This is a genomic window from Edaphocola flava (genome assembly GCF_004118155.1).
Classification (GTDB): Bacteria; Bacteroidota; Bacteroidia; order Chitinophagales; family Chitinophagaceae; genus Edaphocola; species Edaphocola flava.
On sequence record NZ_SAIQ01000003.1, the window covers coordinates 473,794 to 497,318 of the forward strand.

A 23,525-nucleotide genomic window follows, 5' to 3' on the forward strand; every position below is an offset into this window, starting at 1 on the left:
GCACGCAACGGTACAAAATGGCGGTGCCCCGCAATCGCCTTGATGAAAACAAAGGCATTTTTGGTCCTTTTGTTGCCAGACAAAAGGACGAAGAAAATAGTGACTACATACGGATAGTCAGTAATTATATTATGTTTTTAATTACCGAATCAGACCGGATTATTTAATATCTCCACCCATACCCTATTCTTAAAAATTATAAAAACATTTTGCGCAACCAAACAATTGCACTTATATTTGCAAATGAACGGTTGCATATAAAAAACCAGGACATGATATGAGAAGAGATGTATTTCAGGCAATTGCCGACCCGACCCGAAGAGCCATTATAGCATTGATTGCTTTACAGGCAATGACTCCCAATGCAATTGCGGAACATTTTCATACTTCGAGACAAGCTGTCTCCAAGCACATTAAAATACTGACGGAATGTGAACTGCTCACGCAGCAGCAATCCGGAAGAGAGATTTACTATCACTTTAATCCTCATAAAATGAAAGAAGTAGCCGACTTTGTTGAGCCGTACCGCAAGATGTGGGAAAGCCGCTTCGATCAGCTAGACCAATTATTAAACCAATTAACCTAAAGTACTATGCAAAACATTCAAATCAAAAAAGATCTGGCCGCAAAAACCATCCAGATCACGAGAGACTTCAATGCGCCACTGAACAAAGTATGGCGTGCATTTACCGAAAAGGAATTGCTGGACCAATGGTGGGGACCGCAACCCTGGAAAGCCGAGACCAAGCATATGGACTTCACTGAAGGGGGCTACTGGCTGTATGCCATGGTAGGACCTAATGACGAAAAACACTGGTCCCGTGCCGATTTCGTGACCATAGATCCGATGAAAAGCTTCAAAGGCAAAGATGGTTTCTGTGACGAAAACGGAACAATGAATCCGGAAATGCCACTTACGGACTGGACTAATGTATTTACAGAAACTGCAGAAGGTACGAGAGTGACCAATACACTGCAATTCCAGGACGTAAAAGACCTGCAAACGCTGGTGGATATGGGCTTCGAACAAGGCTACAGCATGGGCCTGAACCAGCTGGAAGCATTGCTGGACAGTCTGTAAGCACAAATTCCCTAAAAACAAATAAACCCGGCGCCATACGCCGGGTTTATTTTATATCAATACCTTATTAATTACAGGATTGTTTCTTTTACTGCTTTCAGGATGTCCAGTGTTTCTTCCTCACTGCTGCCTTCTGCATAGATACGCAGCAATGGCTCTGTACCGGATGCACGCAGCATTACCCAACCACCATTCTCCAGGTGGTATTTCACGCCGTCGATCTTCTCTACATGCGTAGCGGCATATTTGCCAAAACCACTATTGTACACATCATTACCAGCATTGTTGATGATGGTTTCTTTCAGTTCATTAGGCAGGGTCAGATCATCTCTCTGGTATACAAATGGTCCTACCACATCATACACTTCCTGTATCAGCTCTTTCAGCGATTTGCCGGTAGCCACCATAAACTCCAGTAATACCAGTCCGTCGTAGATACCATCTCTTTCCGGGATATGGCCTTTTACTGCAATACCACCACTCTCTTCACCGCCAACAAGCACATCTTCTGTTACGATTTTTTCACTGATGTATTTAAAGCCGATCGGGGTCACCTCTACTTCCAGACCATACTGCTCGCACATGCGCTTAACACGGTCAGTCACAGAGAAGGCGATAATTACCTTACCGGTCATCTTTTTATACTTAGCCAGGTAGTGTACCAGTAACAACAGGATATGATGTGCATCTACAAAGTTTCCGTCTTCGTCATACAGACCAATGCGATCTGCATCACCATCTGTAACCAGGCCCAGCTTCAGCTCCGATGTGTTTTTCATCATCGCCGCCAGTTCTTTGGTATTTTTATATAATGGCTCCGGAGCCGTTCCGTTAAATGTAGGATTATGCTCACAGTGCAGTAATACAGCAGATGGCATCAGTTTTCTGACTACGTTCTGTCCGGCACCATACATTGCATCATAAGCCAGTTTGAATGCCGAATTGTTCAGCTGTGCAAAGTCAAATTTGGTGTGCAGGTAATCCAGGTACATTTGCTCCAGGTCTATGAACTCCAGCAAGCCTTTCTGCTCATAGTGCTCCATACTCTCTTCCGGAACAGTGTACTGATCCGGGATCAGGGCCTCAACCTCGGCGATATCGCCAGGATTGGTCGGTCCGCCATGAGCACCTTTTAATTTATACCCGTTATAGGCAGGCGGGTTATGAGATGCAGTGATTACAACACCCTGGTCTGCTTTCTTGGCCAATACGCCATAGGAAACCATAGGGGTACTTACAAACCCTTTGGCAGCATATACCTTAATCCCATTGTCGCAGAGTACGCGGGTAACGGTATCTACAAACAATGCTCCCCCGAAACGGCAATCGTGTCCGATAACAACAGATGGCTTTTGGGTTTTGGTATATAACCAGTCAGCCAGACCCTTAGAGACTCTGGCAACATTCTGTACGGTAAAATCTTTTGCGATAATGGCACGCCATCCATCGGTACCGAATTTAATTTTTTCCATTATGGAGTATAATATTTTTGGAGTATAATAATAGGTTATGCTTTGTCGGGAAATAATACGTCCTGCATGGTGAATACCCCCTGACGGCCTTTCAGAAATTCTGCAGCCAGTACAGAGCCCAGGGCAAATCCATCGCGGGTATGTGCCGTATGCTTGATCTCGATATCGTCAATCTCGGAGTGGTAGGTCACTACATGGGTACCCGGCACTTCCGGCTCACGATAAGCTTTGATCGCCAGTTCTGCAGGATTGTTTTCTCTTTCTTTAGCCCATGTATCTTTACGGGACAGTTGCTGTATGATCTGCTCTGCGATGGTAATGGCTGTACCGCTTGGTGCGTCCAGCTTTTGCAGATGATGGGTTTCTTCTACCAGTACATTATAGGCATCCTGCTTGTCCATCAGTTGCGCCAGGTATTTATTTACTGCAAAGAAAATGTTTACCCCCAGGCTAAAGTTCGATGATTGGATCATGGCGGTATTATATTCCGCACACAAGGTTTCTGCCTTCGGCACATCTTCATTCCATCCGGTGGTACCGCAAACAACCGGTACACCTGCCTTCAGGCATTTGGATACATTCTCCAGCGCAGCTTCCGGCTGGGTAAATTCAATGGCTACATCAGCTTGTTTGATTGCTTCTGCAGTAAAGGTTTCACTATTTTCTCTTCCTATTTTCAGGACAATTTCATGGCCACGGCTCAGGGCAATCCTTTCAATGGTTTTTCCCATTTTACCGTATCCAATCAATGCAATTTTCATATGGTTACTTTATTAAAAATTTAGGCCAGAACAGTTTTTGAATGCCTGGGGAGTAATGTATAAAATCGGGGGTATGCATCAGCTCCAGGCCGCCATACACAAAATGTGAACGGAATTTTTCCAGTTTTATATCCTGAAAATTCCATTCCTTGTGATGCACACTGTATTCGTACAGGTTATTCTGTTTTTCGTAGAAGTATCTGAAGCGGTTAGACAACCAGGACTCCAGGGCAGATTCTTTGATCTCTGCACCCAGCTTATATTTCAATCCGAGTTTGAATCCGGTCAGGTCATTTTTGGCAAAGAATTTATGCTCTTCATCATTACGTTCTCTCACGATCTCCGTCTCGCCCGGTTTCAGCTTGAACAGTCTTTTGTACAGGTTTTTTGTAAATGATTTTTCAAGCTCCTGGTTAAAGATGTACAGGCCCGGCTTTCCGTTATGGATCACATAAGTCTGCATGATTACCTGGTCGAAACTAAAGCCTTGTTTGATGACGGTAAAGAAGCGGTTCATGAAATTTTCTACACTGGCCACACAAATAGTCACCCAGGCACCACCCTCAAAAGTATCGATAGACAGCTCTTTAGGCAAAATACGCTTTACTGTACTGGCATCAACTTTCCAATGCAGCATCAGCACATCACTCCATTCACTCAGTACAATCCAGTCCTGATTAGGCATTGGGAAAGGACGATGTGCAGTAGATTTTAAAATTTCTTCAGGTTTAAATACTTCCATTACGCTTGGTCGAACAATAATTCACGGTTTTCGGGTACGAAACTATCTAACGAAAAGGTTCTTCGCAAAATAACATAAAAACTTTAACAATCCCTTTAGGGCTTCATACCTACGTGCAGCAAGTTAACAAATAATCTCATTGCGCCAACATTTCCCGCTGGTAATTGGCGAAAAAAGGCCAGGCCGGTATATACGAACCATCCTTTACCATATGGTGCATACAGGATCGCACTGTTGAGCGGCTGCTCGCCAGGGTCTTGCATAGATAATACAGGCACATAAGCCTTATCCCATTTAGAAGGGTAATAGATACCGCGCTCCTGCACCCAGTTATCGAAATCTTTGCTGGTGATTACATTGGGATATTGCAGCAGCGGATCGGCAGGGTTAATAAAGGTAACAGTCGCTTTCTCATCCGTAATACGGTCACGGGACAGGCTCAGTGGCAAAGGACTGAATTCGGGCAATTCCAGTCCCATGCTGGTATTGTACTGCATCACTACCCTGCCGCCCTGGGCTACATACTGCCAGAGACCAGGCATGTAGCGCGCCAGGTCTTTACGCACATTGGCGACCCTTACGCCGCAAACGATCACATCATACTTGGCCAGACCGGCAGGATGACTCAGATCAGCATCGCTCAGCATACTCACCTCAAACCCGCTCAGGGAGAGGGCTTCAGCAACCTTATCTCCGGCACCGGCTATATAACCGATCTTCTGTACTTTCGGAGCAACCCAGTTTTTCTGCACCAGCACCGATTGCGCCGGTTCAAAATACTGTAAGGCAGGAATGTGTTCATACTGTATCAGGTGCAGCGTTTTGTCATATTGCTGATTACCGGACTCCAGTACATATCTTAGTACCGGACCTTGCTTCAGTGCTGCTGCCGGAATGGTAATATCGATAACAGAACGGCTGTCTTTAGCCAAAGCAGACAATGCTTTGCGGGCCACGATATCTTTATCCTGATATACCAGTAATGTGGCCTGATCTATTGGCTGGCGTACTGTAATGCGTACCGAGGTCTGCAGATCTTTTTGCGGTTCGGCCACCAGCATAGGTTGCAGTGGTTCAATGTCCGCCACAGGCATTACCCGTACCGGCTCTATTACATCGCCGCGGGTCGGGTTCAGCTGTTTGTATGAAATCGGCACCGGAAGCGTAAATGCCTCTGCACCTATATTGATCTGTAAGGACAATACAAAGTCCGGTATATTCAAGGCTTCGTTTTTATACGGAGCCGGATAGATGTATTTATGTTCTTTCTGCTCCTGCTGCATCCAGAAAGGCTCTGTAAGCGGTACCTGCGCGGTAACCGGGAAGGCGAATGACAAGGTACGTACACTGTCATTACCGATAGCTGTAGCAGCCGGTATGCAATTGTTCCGATCTCTGTAGTATACAGCAGCAAGTTGCACACCATTCATACGGGAAGTAATGTTGAGCGTAACCGGCAGGCTATCCCCATTACTCACGGTTGGCTTTGCCGCTAGGGCCTCGGCTTGTATACCCGCACAGTGCAGGATAATTCGGTCCAGTTCTTCCAGTTTAGTTTTGCTCCAGAAGGCATTTTTAATATTCAGTGCCACGATCTGCTTGCGGATCTTCACTAAGGCTTCCACACTTTTTTCGGGATGGGTAAAATCAAAACGATTGACAACCGCAGCAATCTGCTTTCCGATCTGCGGCGCACCTACTCTATTCCATGAAGTGTCTACCCCATCGTAAAGCGACTTGCTCATGGGTGCACCACCCAGTACTTCAAAATTTTCATTGGCAATACCATAGGTCTGCGGAGTGCCCGCTCCCTGGCTCTTATGCTCTGAGCGGCTGCGTCCGGCCAGTTCTCCGTAACTCTCGCCCAGTAAAGGATCATACTGGTTGATCGGCAGCAGGAATTGCCCTTCGCGAATCGTATTGCTGGTCCCAAATTTGAATGCATTAAACAATAATCGTTTGGGCTTCCAGATATTGGGATCAGTACTGGCCTGCAGTTCTTCAAAAGCCAGTTTAGCCGCTATTGCAGAAGCAGTATGTTGTCCGTGCCCGCCCTCGCCTGTTGTAGGAAAGCGACAGATCAGCACATCGGGACGATACTGTTGTATCGCTTGTTTTACAGAATTCACCACTTCTGTCTTGTTCCAGAAAGAGAAGGTCTCATCCGGCGACTTGCTGAAACCGAAATCGACAAACTGGGTAAAGAGCTGACCGGCTCCGTCCAGTTGGCGGGCCCGCATCATTTCATTGGTACGGATCAGTCCCAGTGCAGCACCCTGTTCATTGCCCAGTATATTCTGTCCTCCGTCTCCACGGGTAAGTGACAGATAAATGGTATTGATATGATCGTGGTGTACCAGGTAGGTGATCAGCCGGGTATTCTCATCATCCGGATGCGCTGCGATGTACATTACGGTACCCAGTCGCTGTAACTGTTGCAGTTCCTGGAAGATAGCCGATGAGGGCTGCGGGCGAAACTGCTGCGCGGTAGCATACCGGCTGCATAATATCGAAAGTAGTAGTAATAAACGTTTCATGTCTAATAAACAATGCAGATGCTATTGCAGCAAAGCCTTTTTCTTACGGGCCAGCTCAGTACCATCACTGCTTGTATTCAGTTTTATATAATTATCCAGATTTTTATCCAGCTCTTTTAATAATTGATTGATGCCCTCTTTATTCGCACCTTCGTTCAGGTTTTGAATCTTACGGAGGAATGCCAGTCCGCGGGTATAGGTCTCCAGATCTCTGCTCTGTAACAGATAGGTGCCAAAATGGGTGATGAGTGTACTGCGCACCCCATCATAATTGTGTACGATCTTTTCCTGCAGGTAAGGATAATCTTCCGATCTACCCTCCTTCGCCAGCACCATGTAGGATACATAGAGTAGCTGATCTCTCGGATCACTTGCTTTCAGGCTTACCGCATGATCATAGGCCAGCTTATGATTCTGGGCATATAGTGCCATCAGGGCGCTGCCAGCTACAATATAAGAAGGACTAGCTATGGCCTGTTCGTACATGGCTGTATACTTTGTATCATATACCTTGGTCAGCAGATAAAAAGCCGCTGCCCTTACTTTATTAGAAGGATCATTTTCTGCCAGTGCAGCTACCATTGCTGTAAAAGCAGCAGCATCTGCTTTAGTACTGAGGTCTATATCCTTTAATGCATATAAACGCACTTGTGATATGGTATCTGCTAATGCATCTTTTAAAATTGTATTTCTTTGGGTTGCATCCGGATTATTGTTCAGAAAATCGGTCAGGGCATTGCGTTTGCTTATATAGCTGGGCGATTTTTGCAGGATCGTTATGACATCAGTGGCGGAAGGTTTTAGCACCTTGATCTCACCCGGTAACCAGTGCATAGCATCCGGTACAAATACCGGTGCTTTACCATTTACATACGAATAGGTAAATACCTGCTCTCTTTCAGTTACCATCCAGTCAATGGTCTTGGTACCCATGTCGCTGATCAGCTGTGCTTTTAAGGGCATGTGGTATAACCCAATGCTGTCGCTCTGCTTCTGCTTAACCACAACGTTCATCTGCTGTGCAACATTATCATACAGGTATTGGAGTTCCAGTTTAGGATGCCCGGCACGGAAATACCATTCATCAAAAAACCATTTCCAGTCCTTACCACTTACCTTTTCAAAAGCCAGTCGCAGATCGGTAGCCTCAGCAGTACTTAATTTATGTTGTGTCAGGTACTCTTTCAGTCCGGCAAAGAAAGCCTCATCGCCCAACAGGTTACGCAGGTAATGCAGGGTACGGCCGCCTTTGTTGTACGATACGCGATCAAACATTTCTCCGGCCGACTGGTAATGATAGCGCACAAGTGAAGGATCATTTTTAGCAGCCTGTGACAGATAGCGATTCATGGCATTCTGCCATATCTCTTCGGCACGGTTAGGTCCGTATTTATACTCCGTCCACAGGTATTCGCTGTAGTCGGCAAAAGATTCATTTACGGTCAGCTGTCCCCAGGATTCGCAGGTCACATAATCTCCAAACCATTGGTGAAACAGCTCATGCGCTACGATGAAATCGTTTGGTGCATCGGCCAGCTCACGGTCATTCTTCAGGTTAAAGGAACCGAATAGACTGGCGGTTACATTTTCCATCGCACCGGATACATAGTTGTATCCCACCACCTGGCTGTACTTATCCCAGGGATAAGGCACACCCAGCTTGTCCGAAAAGAATTGCATCATTTCCGGGGTATGGTTAAATATATTGCGGGCATAAGGCCCATAGGCCTTAGGCACATAATAGGCCACCTCTTTACCTTTCCAGGTATCTTTCTGTACTGCAAAATCGCCTACGGCCATCATAGCCAGGTATGGCGCAAAAGGTATATCCTGCACCCAGCGATCGGCACGCATACCATTGGCCTCTTTTATAGATGTTTTCAACAGACCATTACTCAAGGTGACCAGTGTATCGGGCACATGCATGGTCAGGTCCAAAGTGGTTTTAAAGTTTGGACTATCGAAAGTCGGGAACCATTTGCTATTGGCCTGGGTCTCGCCCTGGGTCCAGATCTGCATTGGTTTTTGCGGCTCTTCCAGTCGGGTATTGATAAAGAATAGTCCTTTATCGCTGCGAATCGCATCGGTACCACCCTCTTTTACCGTATAAGGACGGGCCGTATATTTAATATGAATATTCAGTAAGTCTTCTTTTTTTACCGTTTGCTTCAGCTTAATATGCAGGCGTTCATTATCGTAATGATAGGAATCGAGTAAGGAAACCGGCATGGTTTCTACCGCATCGATCTGCATACCCACCGCATCCAGAACAATGGAGTCGGAATTATAGAAATAAGGATGCATCTGCAACACAGCATGTCCGCTGGCCGTACGTTGTGCAAAGTCAAAGGTCAGGTCCAGTTTGGTATGCTTCAACTCCCATTCTTTGGTACGACTGGGCTGATACGGCGGCGGTGTTACCGCTTTAGCCGTTTTCTGCGGTGCTGCGACTGTCGCGGGTTTGTTTTTAGATACCGCGCAGGAGGCGGAACATATAAGGATACCCGATAGACAAATAAAGGGCTTTAATAATGTATAATTTGCCAATGAAAACATTTTAGAAACAAACAAAAATATACTTTTGTATGCTAAAACCAATACAAAATGTTGCTCCGGCATAAAGCCCTTTTTCGGACTTGTTTATTACTGCTGCTCTACAGCTTATTTGCTGCCGCCTGTACACGACATGAGCGACAGGTGCGCCGCGGCATGTATTACTGGAAGACCAATGTGACCTTATCTCAGGAGGAGCAAGCGTTCCTGAAGCAATACCATTGTGAGGAGTTGTATGTCCGTTTTTTTGATGTAGATCTGGACCCGAATACCGGCCGTATTGTACCGGTTGCTCCCGCCCGGATTGACCTTACAGACTCTGCGCTGAACATTGTACCCGTTGTTTTCATTACCCCTGCGGCTATTGCACAGCTGGAGCAAAATACTATTGCGGTACTGGCACAAAACATTACGGGTTTACTGCAACGAAAATGTACAGAAGCAGGTATCGTTCCCAAAGAGATACAGATCGACTGTGACTGGACGGCTAGTACTAAAGAGGCGTACTTCAATTTACTGCATCACCTGAAACGGGAAGCCTTTTTTACAGGAAAGCAGTTAAGTGTAACCATCAGACTGCACCAGGTCAAGTATATTGTCAAAAGCGGCATACCTCCGGCAGACAAGGGTTTACTGATGTGCTACAACATGGGTAAACTCCGGAATATAAAAGAAGAGAACTCGATCCTGAATGTTGCAACGGCACAACAATACCTCGATAACCTGGAACACTACCCGCTGCCGCTTGATGTGGCCCTGCCCGTTTTCCACTGGAGTGTATTATTTGAAAAGGAACAGTACAAAGGCATACTCCGGGATATAGACTTAGACCGCCTGCAAGACAGGCAACTGTTTCAACCACAGACGTCTCATACCTTTACCGTGGTGAAAGATACTTTCTGGAACGGGTTCGAACTAAAAAAAGGACAATGGATCAGATATGAAAACAGTCCGGCAGAAGACGTGCAAAAACTTGCTACTTTTGTAGCCGAACATATACCTAATGATTCTTTAAAGGTATTACTATACCACCTCGATCAGCAAAACCTCAAAAATTATACTCCTGATGAACTGGAAAAAATATTTACTCGCTTTTAGCAGCATTGCCGCACTGGTGGCCTCAGAGCAGATCATTCATGCCTGTGCAGACTTCGACAACTACGATACCTACCCTTCTTTTTTTGGAAATAAGGGAACACAGACACCGGCATATACACCTTTCTTTTATGTGTCTGCTGATCTGTACTACAATGATTATAATGATGAACATAATCCCGGCCCGGAGCAGGTCAACAAGATGCTGCTGTTGCAGGAGTGGCAGGAGTATACCCGGAAGGAAAGCTCTGTAAAAGATATTGAGACCATCCTGTACAATACCAGTATTGATGCGATACAGGCACTGGACCGCAAAGTTCCGGATTCGCTTGCTGCCAATACTTTTGCACAATGGCTCAACAAGGCAAAGAACAAACCGGCACTGCAATACCTGAATTATGCCAAAACCTGCGAGATCAATGCAACGGCAATCATCTCTGACTGGGATACTACCAGAGCGAAGCCTGTGGCCAGTAATATGATGCTGATGGAAGAAGGCATAGGCCTGAGGAAAAAGACGAAAGACGACTTCCTGAAGATGAAATACAACTTCCAGATCCTGCGTATGGCTTTTTATGATCAGCAATATGATAAAGTATTGTCTTTATACGAAGAACTGCTGGGCAGCAGCGCGGACAATAGCGTAGCCTATGCGCGTTGTATCGGTTTTAAAGCCGGTGCTTATTATAAGAAAAAGGAAAAAGCCAAAGCCGGATATTATTACAGTAAAATGTTTGCCAGCAGTGATGCTTATAAGAGCGAAGCTATGGTCTCTTATGAGTGGAGCCGCAGTACTTATGATCCGGACAAAGGTGAAAGAACAGAAGACTTCACCGATGCGATATATAAGTTATGCCAGAATGATAAAGAACGCGCTGTCGTTACGGTTATGAATGCCCTGCGTAATGTGGGTGATGCACTACAGGACATCGAAAAGGCCTATCAGCTCGACCCTACAGTGGCCGGACTGGATGTGTTGCTGAACCGCGAAATCAATAAGGTGGAAGAAAACTACTTTTCTTCTATTGTATATAGTCAGAACAAACTGCCAAATACGTCTTACTGGTATTATGATATCCGCAATTATAATTACAATTACGGCGAGCAAACCCAGGCACAAAAAGACTCGGTTACCCGTACTTATACCACCTACCTTTCTTCCCTGAACCGATTTGCGGAAAAGATGGTGGCTGATAGAAAGAACGGCACTCCTGCATTCTGGCACCTTTCTTCTGCCTACATCTCTTATATGATGCAGGATAAAGCGAAGATGAATGCGGCTCTGGCAGCGGCTAAAGCCTCTGGCATGCAGCCCCGCGAGCAAGGATTGTATAATGTGATCGAAATCCTGGCTGTGCTCAAAAATGCACAGAGCCTGACACCTGCTGTTGAAGCGCAATTATTGCCTAAGCTACAGGCACTGAATACGCTGGCGATCAAAGATCATGATGCGGATAAAACATTCCGCAATATGATGCAGCACCTGATTGCAGGCCAATACCTGCAACAAAAAGATACGATCAAAGCGGTGTATGCAATGGCACATGCCAGCAGTTATGACAGTGCACGCAATACCTTCTATACCGATGAGAGCTTTAAAGACATACAAGGCAGCGTGCTGGATGCAATGTCTATACCTCAGCTGAACAATGTACAGGCTTTCGCGGCCAACACGCAGAAATCGGCCTTTGATCAGTGGCTGGTCAAAGGGACTTATTACACTCCGGAAAACCTCAAAGAACTGGAAGGTACCAAGTACATCCGCGAATATAAATTCAAAGAGGCCGCTAAAATATTCGCACAGATCAACCCGAGTAAAAAATTCCCGAGTCCGTTCATGCCGCAGATCAATGATATTGTCGAGGCAGATGAAACAGAGATTAATAAGGGGTATAATAAACTGAGCTTTAGCAAGCGCATGGCGGAACTACAGGAAATTATTGCCAAAAATCCGAATGATGCAGGTGCGCTATACGGTTATGCAGTAGCCTTGTACAATATTTCTTATTACGGTAAGTCCTCTAATATGGTGGATTATACCCGAGACTATACCAATGAAATGGCTTACTACATAACGGACTACTGGAAACAGCTCAGCCGGCCATTCCAGGAGTATTACGGGGTCTATACCGCAGAGCAGTATTTCAATAAGGCGGCGGCTGTGGCTACCGATCCTGAAGTAAAGGCCAAAGCGATATGGGGTGCAGCTAAATGTTGGCAGAAAAGATGTCCGATAGTGCCTGAGAACCGCTATGGCGATGATAACGGTTACTTCCAGAATGCATTGAAGAATCCTCATTTCCAGAAACTGCAAAGCGGCTATAACCAAACCAAATACATGCAAACCGTATATAATACCTGCGATTATTACGGATCATACATCCGCAGAAACAGATAAACAGACATGCGCTTTAAATATTTTATTGTCTTTACAATTGTAGTGATCGGACACCTGGTTGCTGGCATCTATTTCAATCATTATTCTGCCTGGTGGATTGCACTGGCACTATTGGTATTCCTGGGTATTACGGTACTGGCCTGTATAAAAATACAGTGGAACTTTTTTATCACTTCTGTAAACCGTGTACCCCTGACCATACAGCAGTTCAGCTCGGGCATTAAACCGGTAGCCCTTACTTTTGATGATGGTCCGCATGAATGTACCCCAGCGATACTGGATATCCTGAAGCAGGAGCAGGTACCGGCTACCTTCTTCGTAATCGGAAAAAATATCGCGGGTAAGGAAGCATTACTGCAGCGCATGGCTTCGGAAGGTCACCTGATCGGCAATCATTCCTTCAGCCATAGTGTGCATTTTGACTGGCAATCTACCCGGCAGATGAAGGCCGATATACAGCAGTGCAGCGATGCCATAACTGCTGTAACGGGAACAGCACCAACTATCTTTCGTCCTCCATTTGGTGTTACCAATCCTAATCTGGCACGGGCTATACAGGGCCTGAACCTGGTGAGTGTGGGCTGGACTATACGCAGCATGGATACGGTAGCTAAAGATGCTGATGCACTACTGCAAAAAATACTGAAACAGGTCAAGAGCAACAGTACTGTATTATTGCATGATCGTTGTCCGATTACGGTACAGATATTGCCGGAACTGATCCGCAACCTCAAGGAACGGGGATATACGTTCACCTTCCCGGTACGTATGGAGTCTGTTGCTGTACTATAGGTTATTTCCAGGAGCAAACATCCGAAAGTATCTTACCCTCAGGTTATCGAAGGGTATTATTAAAGCATTCAGAAATTCCTCACCTTAAATACTTTAGTATTGAGTATGAGACCATAAGAAATAATTGATATTTCCCTTATAAAAAAGACTGCCTACTAATATCTTAATTATAACTATTTCAAAACCATACAAAAGTTAGTTTAAGTACATTTTTTAAATTAACGAGCACTAATATATTTGTCCTATTGTAAATCACTAAAACAATAGTACAATGAAAAAAAACTTATTAATTGCAACAGTAATCTCAGTAGGATTAACATCAACTACTTTCTTAGCTTGCACCAAAGAGTCAGGAAATGACAAGAATCCACTTATTAAAAATGATTATTCGACCGCACAAAGGATGGTCAATAATGGTATAAGCGTAGAAAATGGAATCATGATTTTCTCAAAAATTGAAGATGTAAAAACCCAAATTGATGAGTTGGCCAATTTATCAGGAGAAGAACTGGATGCCTATAATAAGGCGCAATCAGATTTCACGAGTTTATATCGACAATATCAAATTATGGATGAGGCAGCAGACAAGGACCTCGCTATATCTGCCGACAGTGCTATTGCAACAAAACAAATAACTGATATACCGGATGATTTGTTGGCAAGCATAGTAAATAAAGATGGAATTGTAGTAGTTGGAGACTCTGTGTATCAGTTCCTTGCAGACCAGTACAGAACTACTGCTAAAACCAACTTAAATGATGATGGTTCTGTTGACTGGAGCAATGGAATACATGTGTATGCAATGAATTCTAACTATGGTGATCAAAACTGGGCTTCATTTAATCCAGAATCTAGGTTTTTATATGAAGACAACAATAACAACACATGGCCTAAATCTAATAACAAACGTGTAAGGGCCCTTCACACAACATGGTGCTCATACTATGGTTTTTATTCCAGTATAGGAGCTAAGGTAAAAATGGAAAGACATGGTACATTTGGCTGGATTAATATACCTCATGATGTGGCTACATTTAATGACTTACATGCCTATTTCCGCTCATGGGAATTCACATATTATGTTCCTTACACCCGTAGTTATATTAATCATACTACATATAACCAGAATGTACATCAGAAAACACTATATTATTTCTGGGGAGTTCCGATGGCTATTAGTGGTCCTATACAACATAAGGTAAATGAGTTTGTCTCTAAAGTTACCATTACATTTAAGGGTGCTACTAAGGCCGATACCTGGATACATTAATTTAAATAAAACTACTCATTAATTGAAATCGGAGGCAGCATTAAAAATGCTGCCTCCGATTTCAAATCTTTAAAAAAATGCGCACAATATCAATTTTCGCTTTCCTTGCGCTGTCATTTACTGCAACGGCAAAAGATCAGAAACCAGAAAAAGCTCACCTACCCAAAAAAAGAGTAGAATTTGGATTGAAGTTTGACGTGACTAAAAGGCACAGCAATGAATACTTCAATAATGATACAACAAATTATGGTCATTTTGTACCAGATCCAGCATACGCCTTCAAGGATAACTTTCAGGCAATTAATTTTAATCTGAAGTATTATTATCCTAAATACTTTATTGTTTTATATGAATTCAGGTGGAGAATAGATGGCTTTAAGGGTTTAATAAATATACCAGATTCCAGAGGTTTAAGTCATTATGGATTATTAGGGTATAGATCAACTATTGCAAATCTTGATTTGAATATTAGTCTTATGAGACGATTTAAGTTAAAGTCATTTGAATTTAGACCTAAGGCAGGATTTCATCTATTCTGTCCAAATCTGATTTCGAATTCAGGTGTAGATTCCAACATTTATCAGAACTTCGGAGAGACTGAGTATAATATTAATTACCAGGGATCAATTTTAAAGTTTGGTTATAATATAGGATCAGAATTATGTTATAAATTGTCCCGTACTATTCATTTTAATCTTACAGCAACATATTACAGTCCATTTAATAATACTTATGGTTGGCATCGTGGGGAGCGGGTAGCAGGCTCACAATATCCATGGCATAAATGGAGAATAAAGAATGATGGATTTTATATAGGTTTAGGAGTAAGTATTGATCTAAGGAAAAATGAACGTAATTATTAAATAATCAGTGGCTAACATGGCCATTCTGGTGGGTCTCGCGTTGGACGCAATTTATGGATCTGGTATAGGCGCTATTGTAGGACTTGCAACAATAAAATGATGAAAAAATATCTACCCTATATAATTTTCTTTATTGTGTTTTTTCTTTTATTTAAACTGATAAATAAAATCCCGCAAATTCATACCACAATAAGTAATATCACAATTTTAATTATAGATGCACTCATCGTTGGTATCATGTACCTGAAAGATAAATTGATAAAAAGACATAAAAATTAAAATTATTACGGCCCCGGAATTCCGGGGCCGTAATAATTTTATAAACGATGGCTTATACTTAGTAAGTATAAGTACCGAATTCTCCTTCGATGATCAGTTCATTTTTAGGAGCGGCTTCTACTCTACCGCTGATCTGTGCATCGATTTTGAAATCCTGCGCAATCTGGATCAGTTCGTTGGCAGTAGCCTCATCTGTAAAGATCTCCAGGCGCTGACCCATGTTGAACACCTGGTACATTTCTCTCCAGTCTGTACCGGCTGCTTTCTGAATCATACGGAAGATCGGCGGTGCGGAGATCAGGTTATTCTTCACTACGCGCAGGCCCTGTGGCATGTAGTGCATACATTTAGTTTGTCCGCCACCGCTGCAGTGAATGATACCATTGATTTTATCAAAGTGTTTATCCAATATTTTCAGCAGTAAAGGAGCATATGTCCTGGTTGGAGATAAGATCATCTTTCCCGCATCCAGAGGCGTTTCTGTCTTATCGGTCAGGTGGTAGATCCCGTTATATAATACCTCTTTAGGCAGGTTAGGGTCTACACTTTCCGGGTATTTGGTTGCATAGTCATGGTGTAATAATTCATGACGGGCACTGGTCAGTCCGTTAGAACCGATACCACTGTTATATTCTGTTTCATAGATCGCCTGTCCGAAAGACGCAAAAGATACGATCACATTACCCGGTACGATATTATCCGTAGTAATGATCTTACGGCGAGGCATACGGCAAGCCATAGTACCATCTACGATGATGGTGCGCACAACGTCTCCTACATCAGCAGTCTCACCACCCATAAAGTGTACGTCGATACCGTATTCGCCCAGGGTATTAAAGAAAGACTGGCTTCCGTTAATTACTTCAGCGATTACCTCGCCCGGTACCAGGTGCTTGTTTCTGCCAATCGTAGAAGAGTAAGTATAAGGACCTACAGCACCTACACACAGCATATCATCCGTATTCATCACAATAGAATCGATCGCGATTCCCTTCCACACACTCAGGTCTCCGGTTTCTTTCCAGTACATATAAGCCAGGATAGATTTGGTACCGGCTCCATCTGCATGCATGATATTGCAAAATTCAGGATCATTACCCCAGAAATCAGGGTAAATTTTACAGAATGCTTTTGGGAATAAACCTTTGTCCAGGTCAGCTACGGCTTTGTGCACCTCTTCTTTCTGGGCAGAAACGCCGCGCAGGGCATAACGATCTTGTGGATTCATATTTGACTATCGAATAATGTGCAAAGGTAATTGATTTCTCGCAATGTTACTACTGCCTAAAGGCTTGTAACTCATTTTAAATATTCCTATATTTGCCCGTCAAAAATTAATAGTCTCTTATTAATGCTGTTTAACTCCTTTGCCTTTGCTATCTTCCTGCCTATAGTCTTTATACTATACTGGTTTGTGTTCAATAAGAAACTAAGGACGCAGAATATCCTGTTGTTGGTTGCCAGTTATTTTTTCTATGCCTGCTGGGACTGGCGCTTCCTCTTCCTGCTCCTGTTCTCTACCGCACTGGATTATTTTTCCGGCCTGAAGATCGAAAAGGCAGCAAGACCTGCTACCCGAAAATTCTGGTTATGGCTGAGCATCGGCATCAACCTGGGCTTCCTGGGTATTTTTAAATACTACAATTTCTTTGCGGAGAACATGTCGGCCCTTTTGAGCCAGTTCGGGTTGAAAAGCCATCCGGCACTGATACAGGTAATCCTGCCGGTAGGTATCTCATTTTACACCTTCCATGGCCTGTCATACATCATTGATATATACCAGCGCCGCATTGATGCGGAAAAAAGTTTTGTAGACTACAGTGTTTTTGTAAGCTTTTTCCCCTTGCTTGTAGCTGGCCCGATTGAGCGCGCAACGCACCTCCTACCCCAGATTAAACGTAAACGCAGCTTTGATTACGCTACTGCAGTAGACGGCTGCCGTCAGATTTTATGGGGTTTGTTCAAAAAAGTAGTGATTGCCGATAACTGTGCCGAACTGGCGAATGAAATGTTCAACTACCCGGGAGCACATAATGGCTCGGCCTTGTGGTTGGGTGCCCTGTTTTTCACCTTCCAGATCTATGGTGACTTTTCCGGCTATTCGGACATTGCTTTAGGTACAGCCAAGCTGTTTGGTATAGACCTGCTGCGTAATTTTGCCTATCCGTATTTCTCCCGCGATATAGCAGAATTCTGGCGCAGATGGCACATTTCTCTTTCCTCCTGGTTCCGGGACTATGTGTACATCCCTCTTGGAGGCAGCAAGGTACCGGCATGGAAGCGTATCCGCAATACCTTTATCATTTTCCTACTCAGTGGTTTCTGGCATGGTGCCCAATGGACTTTTATAGCCTGGGGAGCCATCAATGCCATCTATTTTCTGCCTTTACTGCTGACTAAACGTAATCGCAGTAATATAGAAATTGTAGCGGCAGACAAGGCGCTGCCCAGCCTGAGAGAGCTATGGTCTATAGGCATTACCTTTATCCTTACCATGATTGCCTGGGTTTTCTTCCGGGCCGAAAGTATTGGTAGTGCATTGAAGTACCTGAAAGGAATGTTCTCTTCAACGGTATTTCAGAAACCGGACATTGATGGTATGGGCAGAGCCTGGATTGCTCTGGGACTGATTGCGATTATGTTCCTGATCGAATGGCAGGGCCGCAGAGATCCCTTTCCGCTCCGTAATATCAGACAGCGGTCTTATGCATTCCAGTATGCTGTGTATATCCTTTTTATCCTGGCGATATTCCTCTGGGCCGGAACACCGCAACAATTTATTTATTTCCAATTCTAAGAAATGAAGAAGTTTCTCCGCAACATATTATGGTTACTCCTTCCGCTGGCCCTGCTGGCCTGGCCTGCAGACCGATGGCTTAGTAGCCGGTTGAAGCACTCCTTTGGGATGGCGCAGGGAGAATTCTCGGTATGGGAGGATATCTATTCTGCCAAAATGCAGAATGAAGTAGCGGTGTACGGCTCATCCCGCGCCTGGTGCCATTATGACCCGGAAATACTGAAAGACAGCCTGAATGCGGAGACCTATAATCTGGGTATGGACGGTTATGGCTTCTATATGCAGCATATGCGTCACCTGGAATACTTCAGATACAATAAGCATCCGAAATATATAATCCTGAATCTGGACCTTTTTACTTTTGAAATGCCCAAAGGATTGTATAATGCCACACAGTTTATACCATATATGAGCCACAGTGAAAACATGCAGTCTTATATGTGGCCGCTGCAAGGGTTTACCCACTTCGATTACTACGTGCCTTTATTGCGTTATTATGGCCGCAAATCAGAATGTATAAGCCTGATCAGCGATGCAGTGCAGGGCAAACAATCCTTACCAATGCGGCATAAAGGTTATCATGCCCATGCCAGTGAATGGAATGAAGATTTTAAGAACGCGGCAAAGCTGATGGAAAAATACAGCATCGTTATTGATAGTCCTGTTGTGCAGCTGATGGATCGTTTTCTTACAGATTGTGCGCGCGAAAAAATACAAGTGATTATGGTCTACAGTCCGGAAAATATTGCGATCCGTGGCTTCTTGCGCAACAAACAGCAGCTGGTAGATCTGTATCGCGAGATTGCTCAGCGGCATCATCTTGTATTCCTGGACTATTCTGACGATCCGCTCTGCTATGACCGAAGTAATTTTTACAATGCGTCTCACTTAAATGCAAGAGGATCGCGCCTCTTTTCACAAAAACTGGGCCATTATCTGAAAACGAATGGTTTTATACCTAAAAATATGGCCGTTACACCTTAAGTTATCCCGTTTGCGCTGTATCTTTGCTGCCAATTATGTACGGTTTACTCAAATATTTTTTATTCAAGAAAGATCCTGAATACATTCACTATTGGGCCATGCGCATGCTGCACAGGGCATCCAATATGCCTTTTGTACGCGGTTTCTTTAAGAAAGAATGCACTACCGATCCGCGCCTGGAAAGGGAGTTGTGGGGTATTAAGTTTAAAAACCCTGTAGGCCTTGCCGCGGGTTTTGACAAGGATGCCAAATTCATCGACGACCTGTCTATCCTCGGCTTCGGCTTTATTGAAGTAGGTACAGTAACGCCATTACCGCAACCGGGTAATGATAAACCAAGACTGTTTCGCCTGCCGGCTGATGAGGCCCTGATTAACCGCATGGGTTTCAATAATGACGGTGTCGTGGCTGCTGCGGAACGTTTGCGCAAGCGCAAATCGGATATTGTGATCGGTGGTAATATCGGTAAAAATAAGGTAACCCCTAACGAGCAGGCCGATGATGACTATGAAAAATGTTTCCGTGCCCTGTACGATGTGGTTGACTACTTCACGGTAAATGTGAGCAGTCCGAACACGCCTAACCTGCGCGAATTGCAGGAAAAGGAACCGCTGCAGAAATTGCTGACCCGCCTGCAGATCATCAATTCTCAGCTGGGCAAAGAGAAGCCAATCTTATTAAAAATAGCACCAGACCTGACTTTAGAGCAATTAGACGATATCGTAGACATCGTTGAAACCACTAAAATTCACGGTATCGTGGCGACCAATACTACTATTGAGCGCAGCGGCCTGATTTCTTCCAAAGAGGAGATTGAGGCTATTGGCGCCGGAGGCCTGAGCGGCAAACCGGTTAAAGATAAATCGACTGATGTGATTCGTTACATTCACCAGAAGAGCAAAGGTACAATTCCTATCATGGCGGTAGGTGGTATTGCTACTGCTGCCGATGCCCAGGAGAAACTGGATGCCGGTGCCAGCCTGGTACAGGTCTATACCGGATTTATCTATGAAGGTCCGCTGATCGTTAAAAAAATCTGCGCCGGACTAAACTAATACTATTATCTTTTTCAATCATTACCCATATGACTCATAAACTCGTTACGCTGGATGATTTTACTATCAATCAGACGCGTCAGTTCCCTAAAGCTACCGGACAGCTCTCTTCTATCTTAAGAGACATCTCTCTGGCTTGTAAAATCATTAATAAACAAGTAAACAAGGCTGGCCTGGTAGATATCATTGGTCAGTTTGGTGCAACCAATGTACAGGGTGAAGAGCAAATGAAGCTGGATGTATATGCAGACGAAGCCCTGATCAATGTTTTAAAGCGCAGTGAACACTGTGCCGGTATTGCTTCTGAAGAGAATGACGATTTTGTTGCTTTTGAAGATGAGTTCTCTGTTAATTCAAAATATGTAGTATTATTTGATCCGCTGGATGGTTCTTCCAATATTGATGTGAACGCGCCTATTGGTACGATCTTCTCTATCTATAAAAGAGTAAGTGAATTAGGCAAACCAGTTACTGCTGACGACTTTTTACAGGATGGCACTAAGCTGATGGCTGCCGGTTATGTGATCTACGGAAGCAGCACGATGCTGGTATATGCTACCCGTCTGGGAGTTAACGGATTCACCCTGGAGCCTTCAATCGGTGAGTTCTGTTTATCTCATCCAGATATGCAGATGAAAGAAGATGGTAATATTTATTCCCTGAACCAGGGCAATACCATCAAATTCGAAGAAGCTACCTGTCAATTCCTGCAGTATTGTATGGAGGAGCATAAAGAAGAAAAACGCCCTTACTCTCACCGCTATATCGGTTCTATGGTAGCAGATCTGCACCGTACACTAATCAAAGGTGGTATCTTCCTTTACCCTGCGGATAAGAAGAACAAAAACGGTAAACTGAGACTGCAATACGAATGTAACCCGATGTCCTTCATCGTGGAAGCTGCAGGTGGTATGTCTTCTACCGGTACGCAACGTGTGCTGGAGGTACAGCCTACAGAACTGCACCAGCGTGTGCCGATCTATATCGGTTCTAAAAACATGGTAAAAAAAGCGATCTCTTTTATCGAAGAGCAGGCTTAAGTCATAAAGTATAAACTGAGTATCCGCTTAAAGGAAATAAAGTTTAGCATTATGATTTAAGTATCCTATATATCTTTTGCTACCTTTTGCCTTGAAGCAAAAGGTACCGCCAAAAAATCAAGGCTGTATAAATCCCTGGCTAAAAATCAATGTGTCGGCCGGTCGCAAACCAGAACGCTGCGCTCAGACAGTGGTTTACGAATTATCGACCGAGCCAATGATTTTACTAACGCCGGATTTATAAGGCCTTTCTAAGCGATCTGTACTTGTACGGATCGCTTAATGTTTTCATCACAGCGATAGCCATTTTGGAGTGGAGATGCGATCGTTGAGCGCCGAACGCATCACACGTTAAGCTCAAACGATCAATGCACGCAACGGTACAAAATGGCGGTGCTTTGCAATCGCCTTGATGAAAACAAAGGCATTTTTGGTCCTTTTGTTGCCGGACAAAAGGACGAATAAAATAGTTACCTAAATGCGGATAGTCAGTAAGTATCAATAATAAAATAAGGCGCGGTATGTATACCGCGCCTTATTTTATTATTGATGCAATCTAATTATATTATTTCAGGATATCATGTCCCAGTTTGTCTCTTTTGGTTTGCAGGTAACGCTCGTTATGAGGGTTAGGCACAATCTCCAGAGGCACTACATCCACGATCTCAATACCGTAACCCAGCAGGCCGGCACGTTTTCTGGGATTGTTGCTCATCAGGCGCAGTTTAGAGATATTCAGGTGGCGCAGGATCTGTGCCCCTACTCCATAATCTCTTTCGTCCATTTTGAAACCCAGGGCCAAATTAGCTTCTACAGTATCTTTACCTTCTTCCTGTAATTTGTATGCTTTCAGTTTATTGATCAGGCCTATACCTCTTCCCTCCTGGTTCATATAGAGTACACAACCCCTGCCTTCCTGCTCTACCATTTCCATGGCTTTCTGTAATTGCTCTCCGCAATCGCAGCGTAAAGAGTGCAGGATATCGCCGGTAAAACAAGAACTATGTACGCGGGTCAGTACCGCTTCGCCATCGTTCCACTCACCTTTGATCAGTGCCAGATGCTGCTCACCTGTATTTTTCTGGCGGAAAGCAACCAGTTTGAAATCGCCGTATTTAGTAGGCATATCTACCCGTACTTCTTCCTCGATCAGGCTTTCTTTTTCCAGTCGGTAAGAGATGAGGTCTTTAATAGAGATAATTTTCAGATCAAATTGTTTGGCGATCTCCAGCAGCTCCGGTAAGCGGGCCATGGTACCATCATCATTCATGATCTCTACCAGCACACCAGCAGGCTCCATTCCTGCCAGTCTGGCCAGGTCTACGGTTGCCTCGGTATGACCGGTACGGCGCAGTACACCACCCTGTTTAGCTCTTAATGGGAAAATATGTCCTGGTCTGCCCAGATCCTGAGGTTTGGTATTAGGGTCGATCAACGCCTGTACCGTTTTTGCACGGTCATGGGCAGAAATACCGGTAGTACATCCCTGACCGATCAGGTCTACCGATACGGTAAACGGGGTCTGGTGCAGTACGGTATTATCTTCTACCATCAGGTTCAGGTTCAGTGCATTTGCGCGCTCTTCTGTAATCGGTGCACAAATAAGGCCACGGCCGTATTTGGACATAAAATTGATGATTTCAGGGGTAACATTAGCCGCAGCAGTTACGAAATCACCTTCATTCTCTCTGTCTTCGTCGTCAACAACAATTATGAGCTTACCTTTTCTTATATCTTCTAATGCTTCTTCTATGGTATGTAGCATAAAATAAAATGTTTGGAATTGAATCCTGCAAAATTAAGGTA

The 23,525-nt window shown here is 44.2% G+C and carries 18 protein-coding genes; 11 read left to right on the plus strand and 7 right to left on the minus strand.

Features of this window, described 5'->3' with window-relative positions; all coding sequences use genetic code 11:
* The first annotated feature begins 277 nt into the window (after nt 1-277).
* Both EMP01_RS11625 and EMP01_RS11630 read left to right on the plus strand, forming a co-directional pair.
* Nucleotides 278-586: an ArsR/SmtB family transcription factor gene (locus EMP01_RS11625; protein ID WP_129021693.1), complete on the plus strand. Its 309-nt coding sequence runs from the start codon at nt 278-280 to the stop codon at nt 584-586.
* A gap of 6 nt (nt 587-592) precedes the next feature.
* Nucleotides 593-1,081: an SRPBCC family protein gene (locus tag EMP01_RS11630; RefSeq protein ID WP_129021694.1), complete on the plus strand. Its 489-nt coding sequence runs from the start codon at nt 593-595 to the stop codon at nt 1,079-1,081.
* A gap of 71 nt (nt 1,082-1,152) precedes the next feature.
* Here the strand turns inward: EMP01_RS11630 and EMP01_RS11635 are convergent, their stop codons facing one another.
* The 5 genes from EMP01_RS11635 to EMP01_RS11655 form a co-directional block, all read right to left on the minus strand.
* Nucleotides 1,153-2,553, minus strand: a complete 1,401-nt coding sequence (locus tag EMP01_RS11635) for a phosphoglucomutase/phosphomannomutase family protein (RefSeq protein ID WP_129021695.1) — start codon at nt 2,551-2,553, stop codon at nt 1,153-1,155.
* A gap of 35 nt (nt 2,554-2,588) precedes the next feature.
* Nucleotides 2,589-3,314 carry a 4-hydroxy-tetrahydrodipicolinate reductase gene (gene dapB, locus EMP01_RS11640; RefSeq protein WP_129021696.1) on the minus strand — a complete coding sequence of 242 codons (726 nt, stop codon included), beginning with the start codon at nt 3,312-3,314 and terminating at the stop codon, nt 2,589-2,591.
* Nucleotides 3,315-3,318: 4 nt separating this feature from the next.
* Nucleotides 3,319-4,056, minus strand: a complete 738-nt coding sequence (locus EMP01_RS11645; RefSeq protein WP_129021697.1) for a DUF2071 domain-containing protein — start codon at nt 4,054-4,056, stop codon at nt 3,319-3,321.
* Between the two features lie 95 nt (nt 4,057-4,151).
* On the minus strand, nt 4,152-6,593 hold the full coding sequence (locus EMP01_RS11650) for a PIG-L family deacetylase (protein ID WP_129021698.1): 2,442 nt from the start codon (nt 6,591-6,593) through the stop codon (nt 4,152-4,154).
* Between the two features lie 21 nt (nt 6,594-6,614).
* The gene (locus EMP01_RS11655; protein WP_161971324.1) at nt 6,615-9,140 is read right to left on the minus strand and encodes a M1 family metallopeptidase; all 2,526 of its coding nucleotides are present in this window, start codon (nt 9,138-9,140) and stop codon (nt 6,615-6,617) included.
* 57 nt (nt 9,141-9,197) lie between these two features.
* On the opposite strand from EMP01_RS11655, the gene EMP01_RS11660 reads away from it, so the two are divergent.
* From EMP01_RS11660 to EMP01_RS11680, 5 genes are all read left to right on the plus strand, one after another.
* Nucleotides 9,198-10,244 (plus strand): hypothetical protein, encoded by a 1,047-nt coding sequence (locus tag EMP01_RS11660; protein ID WP_129021700.1) that lies wholly within the window; start codon nt 9,198-9,200, stop codon nt 10,242-10,244.
* Nucleotides 10,213-12,639: a hypothetical protein gene (locus tag EMP01_RS11665; RefSeq protein ID WP_129021701.1), complete on the plus strand. Its 2,427-nt coding sequence runs from the start codon at nt 10,213-10,215 to the stop codon at nt 12,637-12,639. Before EMP01_RS11660 ends, EMP01_RS11665 begins: the two co-directional genes overlap by 32 nt.
* Before the next feature lie 6 nt (nt 12,640-12,645).
* The gene (locus EMP01_RS11670) at nt 12,646-13,431 is read left to right on the plus strand and encodes a polysaccharide deacetylase family protein (RefSeq protein WP_129021702.1); all 786 of its coding nucleotides are present in this window, start codon (nt 12,646-12,648) and stop codon (nt 13,429-13,431) included.
* 271 nt (nt 13,432-13,702) lie between these two features.
* Nucleotides 13,703-14,701, plus strand: a complete 999-nt coding sequence (locus EMP01_RS11675; protein ID WP_129021703.1) for a hypothetical protein — start codon at nt 13,703-13,705, stop codon at nt 14,699-14,701.
* A gap of 77 nt (nt 14,702-14,778) precedes the next feature.
* Nucleotides 14,779-15,564 carry a hypothetical protein gene (locus tag EMP01_RS11680; protein ID WP_129021704.1) on the plus strand — a complete coding sequence of 262 codons (786 nt, stop codon included), beginning with the start codon at nt 14,779-14,781 and terminating at the stop codon, nt 15,562-15,564.
* A 337-nt stretch (nt 15,565-15,901) separates the two neighbouring features.
* On the opposite strand, the gene EMP01_RS11685 is transcribed toward EMP01_RS11680, so the two are convergent.
* Nucleotides 15,902-17,071, minus strand: a complete 1,170-nt coding sequence (locus EMP01_RS11685) for an AIR synthase-related protein (protein ID WP_129021705.1) — start codon at nt 17,069-17,071, stop codon at nt 15,902-15,904.
* Between the two features lie 123 nt (nt 17,072-17,194).
* Here EMP01_RS11685 and EMP01_RS11690 point away from each other — a divergent pair, with 123 nt between their 5' ends.
* From EMP01_RS11690 to fbp, 4 genes are read left to right on the plus strand one after another with little or no spacing between them, the layout of a single operon-like run.
* Nucleotides 17,195-18,640: an MBOAT family O-acyltransferase gene (locus EMP01_RS11690; RefSeq protein ID WP_129021706.1), complete on the plus strand. Its 1,446-nt coding sequence runs from the start codon at nt 17,195-17,197 to the stop codon at nt 18,638-18,640.
* Nucleotides 18,641-18,643: 3 nt separating this feature from the next.
* Complete coding sequence (locus tag EMP01_RS11695; protein WP_129021707.1) at nt 18,644-19,624, plus strand: SGNH/GDSL hydrolase family protein; 981 nt, start codon at nt 18,644-18,646, stop codon at nt 19,622-19,624.
* A 35-nt stretch (nt 19,625-19,659) separates the two neighbouring features.
* Complete coding sequence (locus tag EMP01_RS11700) at nt 19,660-20,679, plus strand: quinone-dependent dihydroorotate dehydrogenase (RefSeq protein WP_129021708.1); 1,020 nt, start codon at nt 19,660-19,662, stop codon at nt 20,677-20,679.
* 29 nt (nt 20,680-20,708) lie between these two features.
* On the plus strand, nt 20,709-21,719 hold the full coding sequence (fbp, locus tag EMP01_RS11705) for a class 1 fructose-bisphosphatase (protein ID WP_129021709.1): 1,011 nt from the start codon (nt 20,709-20,711) through the stop codon (nt 21,717-21,719).
* A gap of 565 nt (nt 21,720-22,284) precedes the next feature.
* Here the strand turns inward: fbp and EMP01_RS11710 are convergent.
* Nucleotides 22,285-23,484, minus strand: a complete 1,200-nt coding sequence (locus EMP01_RS11710) for a bifunctional 3,4-dihydroxy-2-butanone-4-phosphate synthase/GTP cyclohydrolase II (RefSeq protein ID WP_129021710.1) — start codon at nt 23,482-23,484, stop codon at nt 22,285-22,287.
* Between the last annotated feature and the right edge of the window lie 41 nt (nt 23,485-23,525).

Bases quoted from the DNA above. Each gene is read 5' to 3' on its own strand.
- EMP01_RS11665 (WP_129021701.1), top strand. From the start codon at position 10,213: ATGAACTGGAAAAAATATTTACTCGCTTTTAGCAGCATTGCCGCACTG.
- EMP01_RS11645 (WP_129021697.1), bottom strand. From the start codon at position 4,056: ATGGAAGTATTTAAACCTGAAGAAATTTTAAAATCTACTGCACATCGT.
- EMP01_RS11690 (WP_129021706.1), top strand. From the start codon at position 17,195: ATGCTGTTTAACTCCTTTGCCTTTGCTATCTTCCTGCCTATAGTCTTT.
- EMP01_RS11630 (WP_129021694.1), top strand. From the start codon at position 593: ATGCAAAACATTCAAATCAAAAAAGATCTGGCCGCAAAAACCATCCAG.
- EMP01_RS11635 (WP_129021695.1), bottom strand. From the start codon at position 2,553: ATGGAAAAAATTAAATTCGGTACCGATGGATGGCGTGCCATTATCGCA.
- fbp (WP_129021709.1), top strand. From the start codon at position 20,709: ATGACTCATAAACTCGTTACGCTGGATGATTTTACTATCAATCAGACG.
- EMP01_RS11695 (WP_129021707.1), top strand. From the start codon at position 18,644: ATGAAGAAGTTTCTCCGCAACATATTATGGTTACTCCTTCCGCTGGCC.
- EMP01_RS11670 (WP_129021702.1), top strand. From the start codon at position 12,646: ATGCGCTTTAAATATTTTATTGTCTTTACAATTGTAGTGATCGGACAC.
- EMP01_RS11675 (WP_129021703.1), top strand. From the start codon at position 13,703: ATGAAAAAAAACTTATTAATTGCAACAGTAATCTCAGTAGGATTAACA.
- EMP01_RS11710 (WP_129021710.1), bottom strand. From the start codon at position 23,484: ATGCTACATACCATAGAAGAAGCATTAGAAGATATAAGAAAAGGTAAG.
- EMP01_RS11660 (WP_129021700.1), top strand. From the start codon at position 9,198: ATGTTGCTCCGGCATAAAGCCCTTTTTCGGACTTGTTTATTACTGCTG.
- EMP01_RS11700 (WP_129021708.1), top strand. From the start codon at position 19,660: ATGTACGGTTTACTCAAATATTTTTTATTCAAGAAAGATCCTGAATAC.
- EMP01_RS11680 (WP_129021704.1), top strand. From the start codon at position 14,779: ATGCGCACAATATCAATTTTCGCTTTCCTTGCGCTGTCATTTACTGCA.
- EMP01_RS11650 (WP_129021698.1), bottom strand. From the start codon at position 6,593: ATGAAACGTTTATTACTACTACTTTCGATATTATGCAGCCGGTATGCT.
- EMP01_RS11625 (WP_129021693.1), top strand. From the start codon at position 278: ATGAGAAGAGATGTATTTCAGGCAATTGCCGACCCGACCCGAAGAGCC.
- EMP01_RS11685 (WP_129021705.1), bottom strand. From the start codon at position 17,071: ATGAATCCACAAGATCGTTATGCCCTGCGCGGCGTTTCTGCCCAGAAA.
- dapB (WP_129021696.1), bottom strand. From the start codon at position 3,314: ATGAAAATTGCATTGATTGGATACGGTAAAATGGGAAAAACCATTGAA.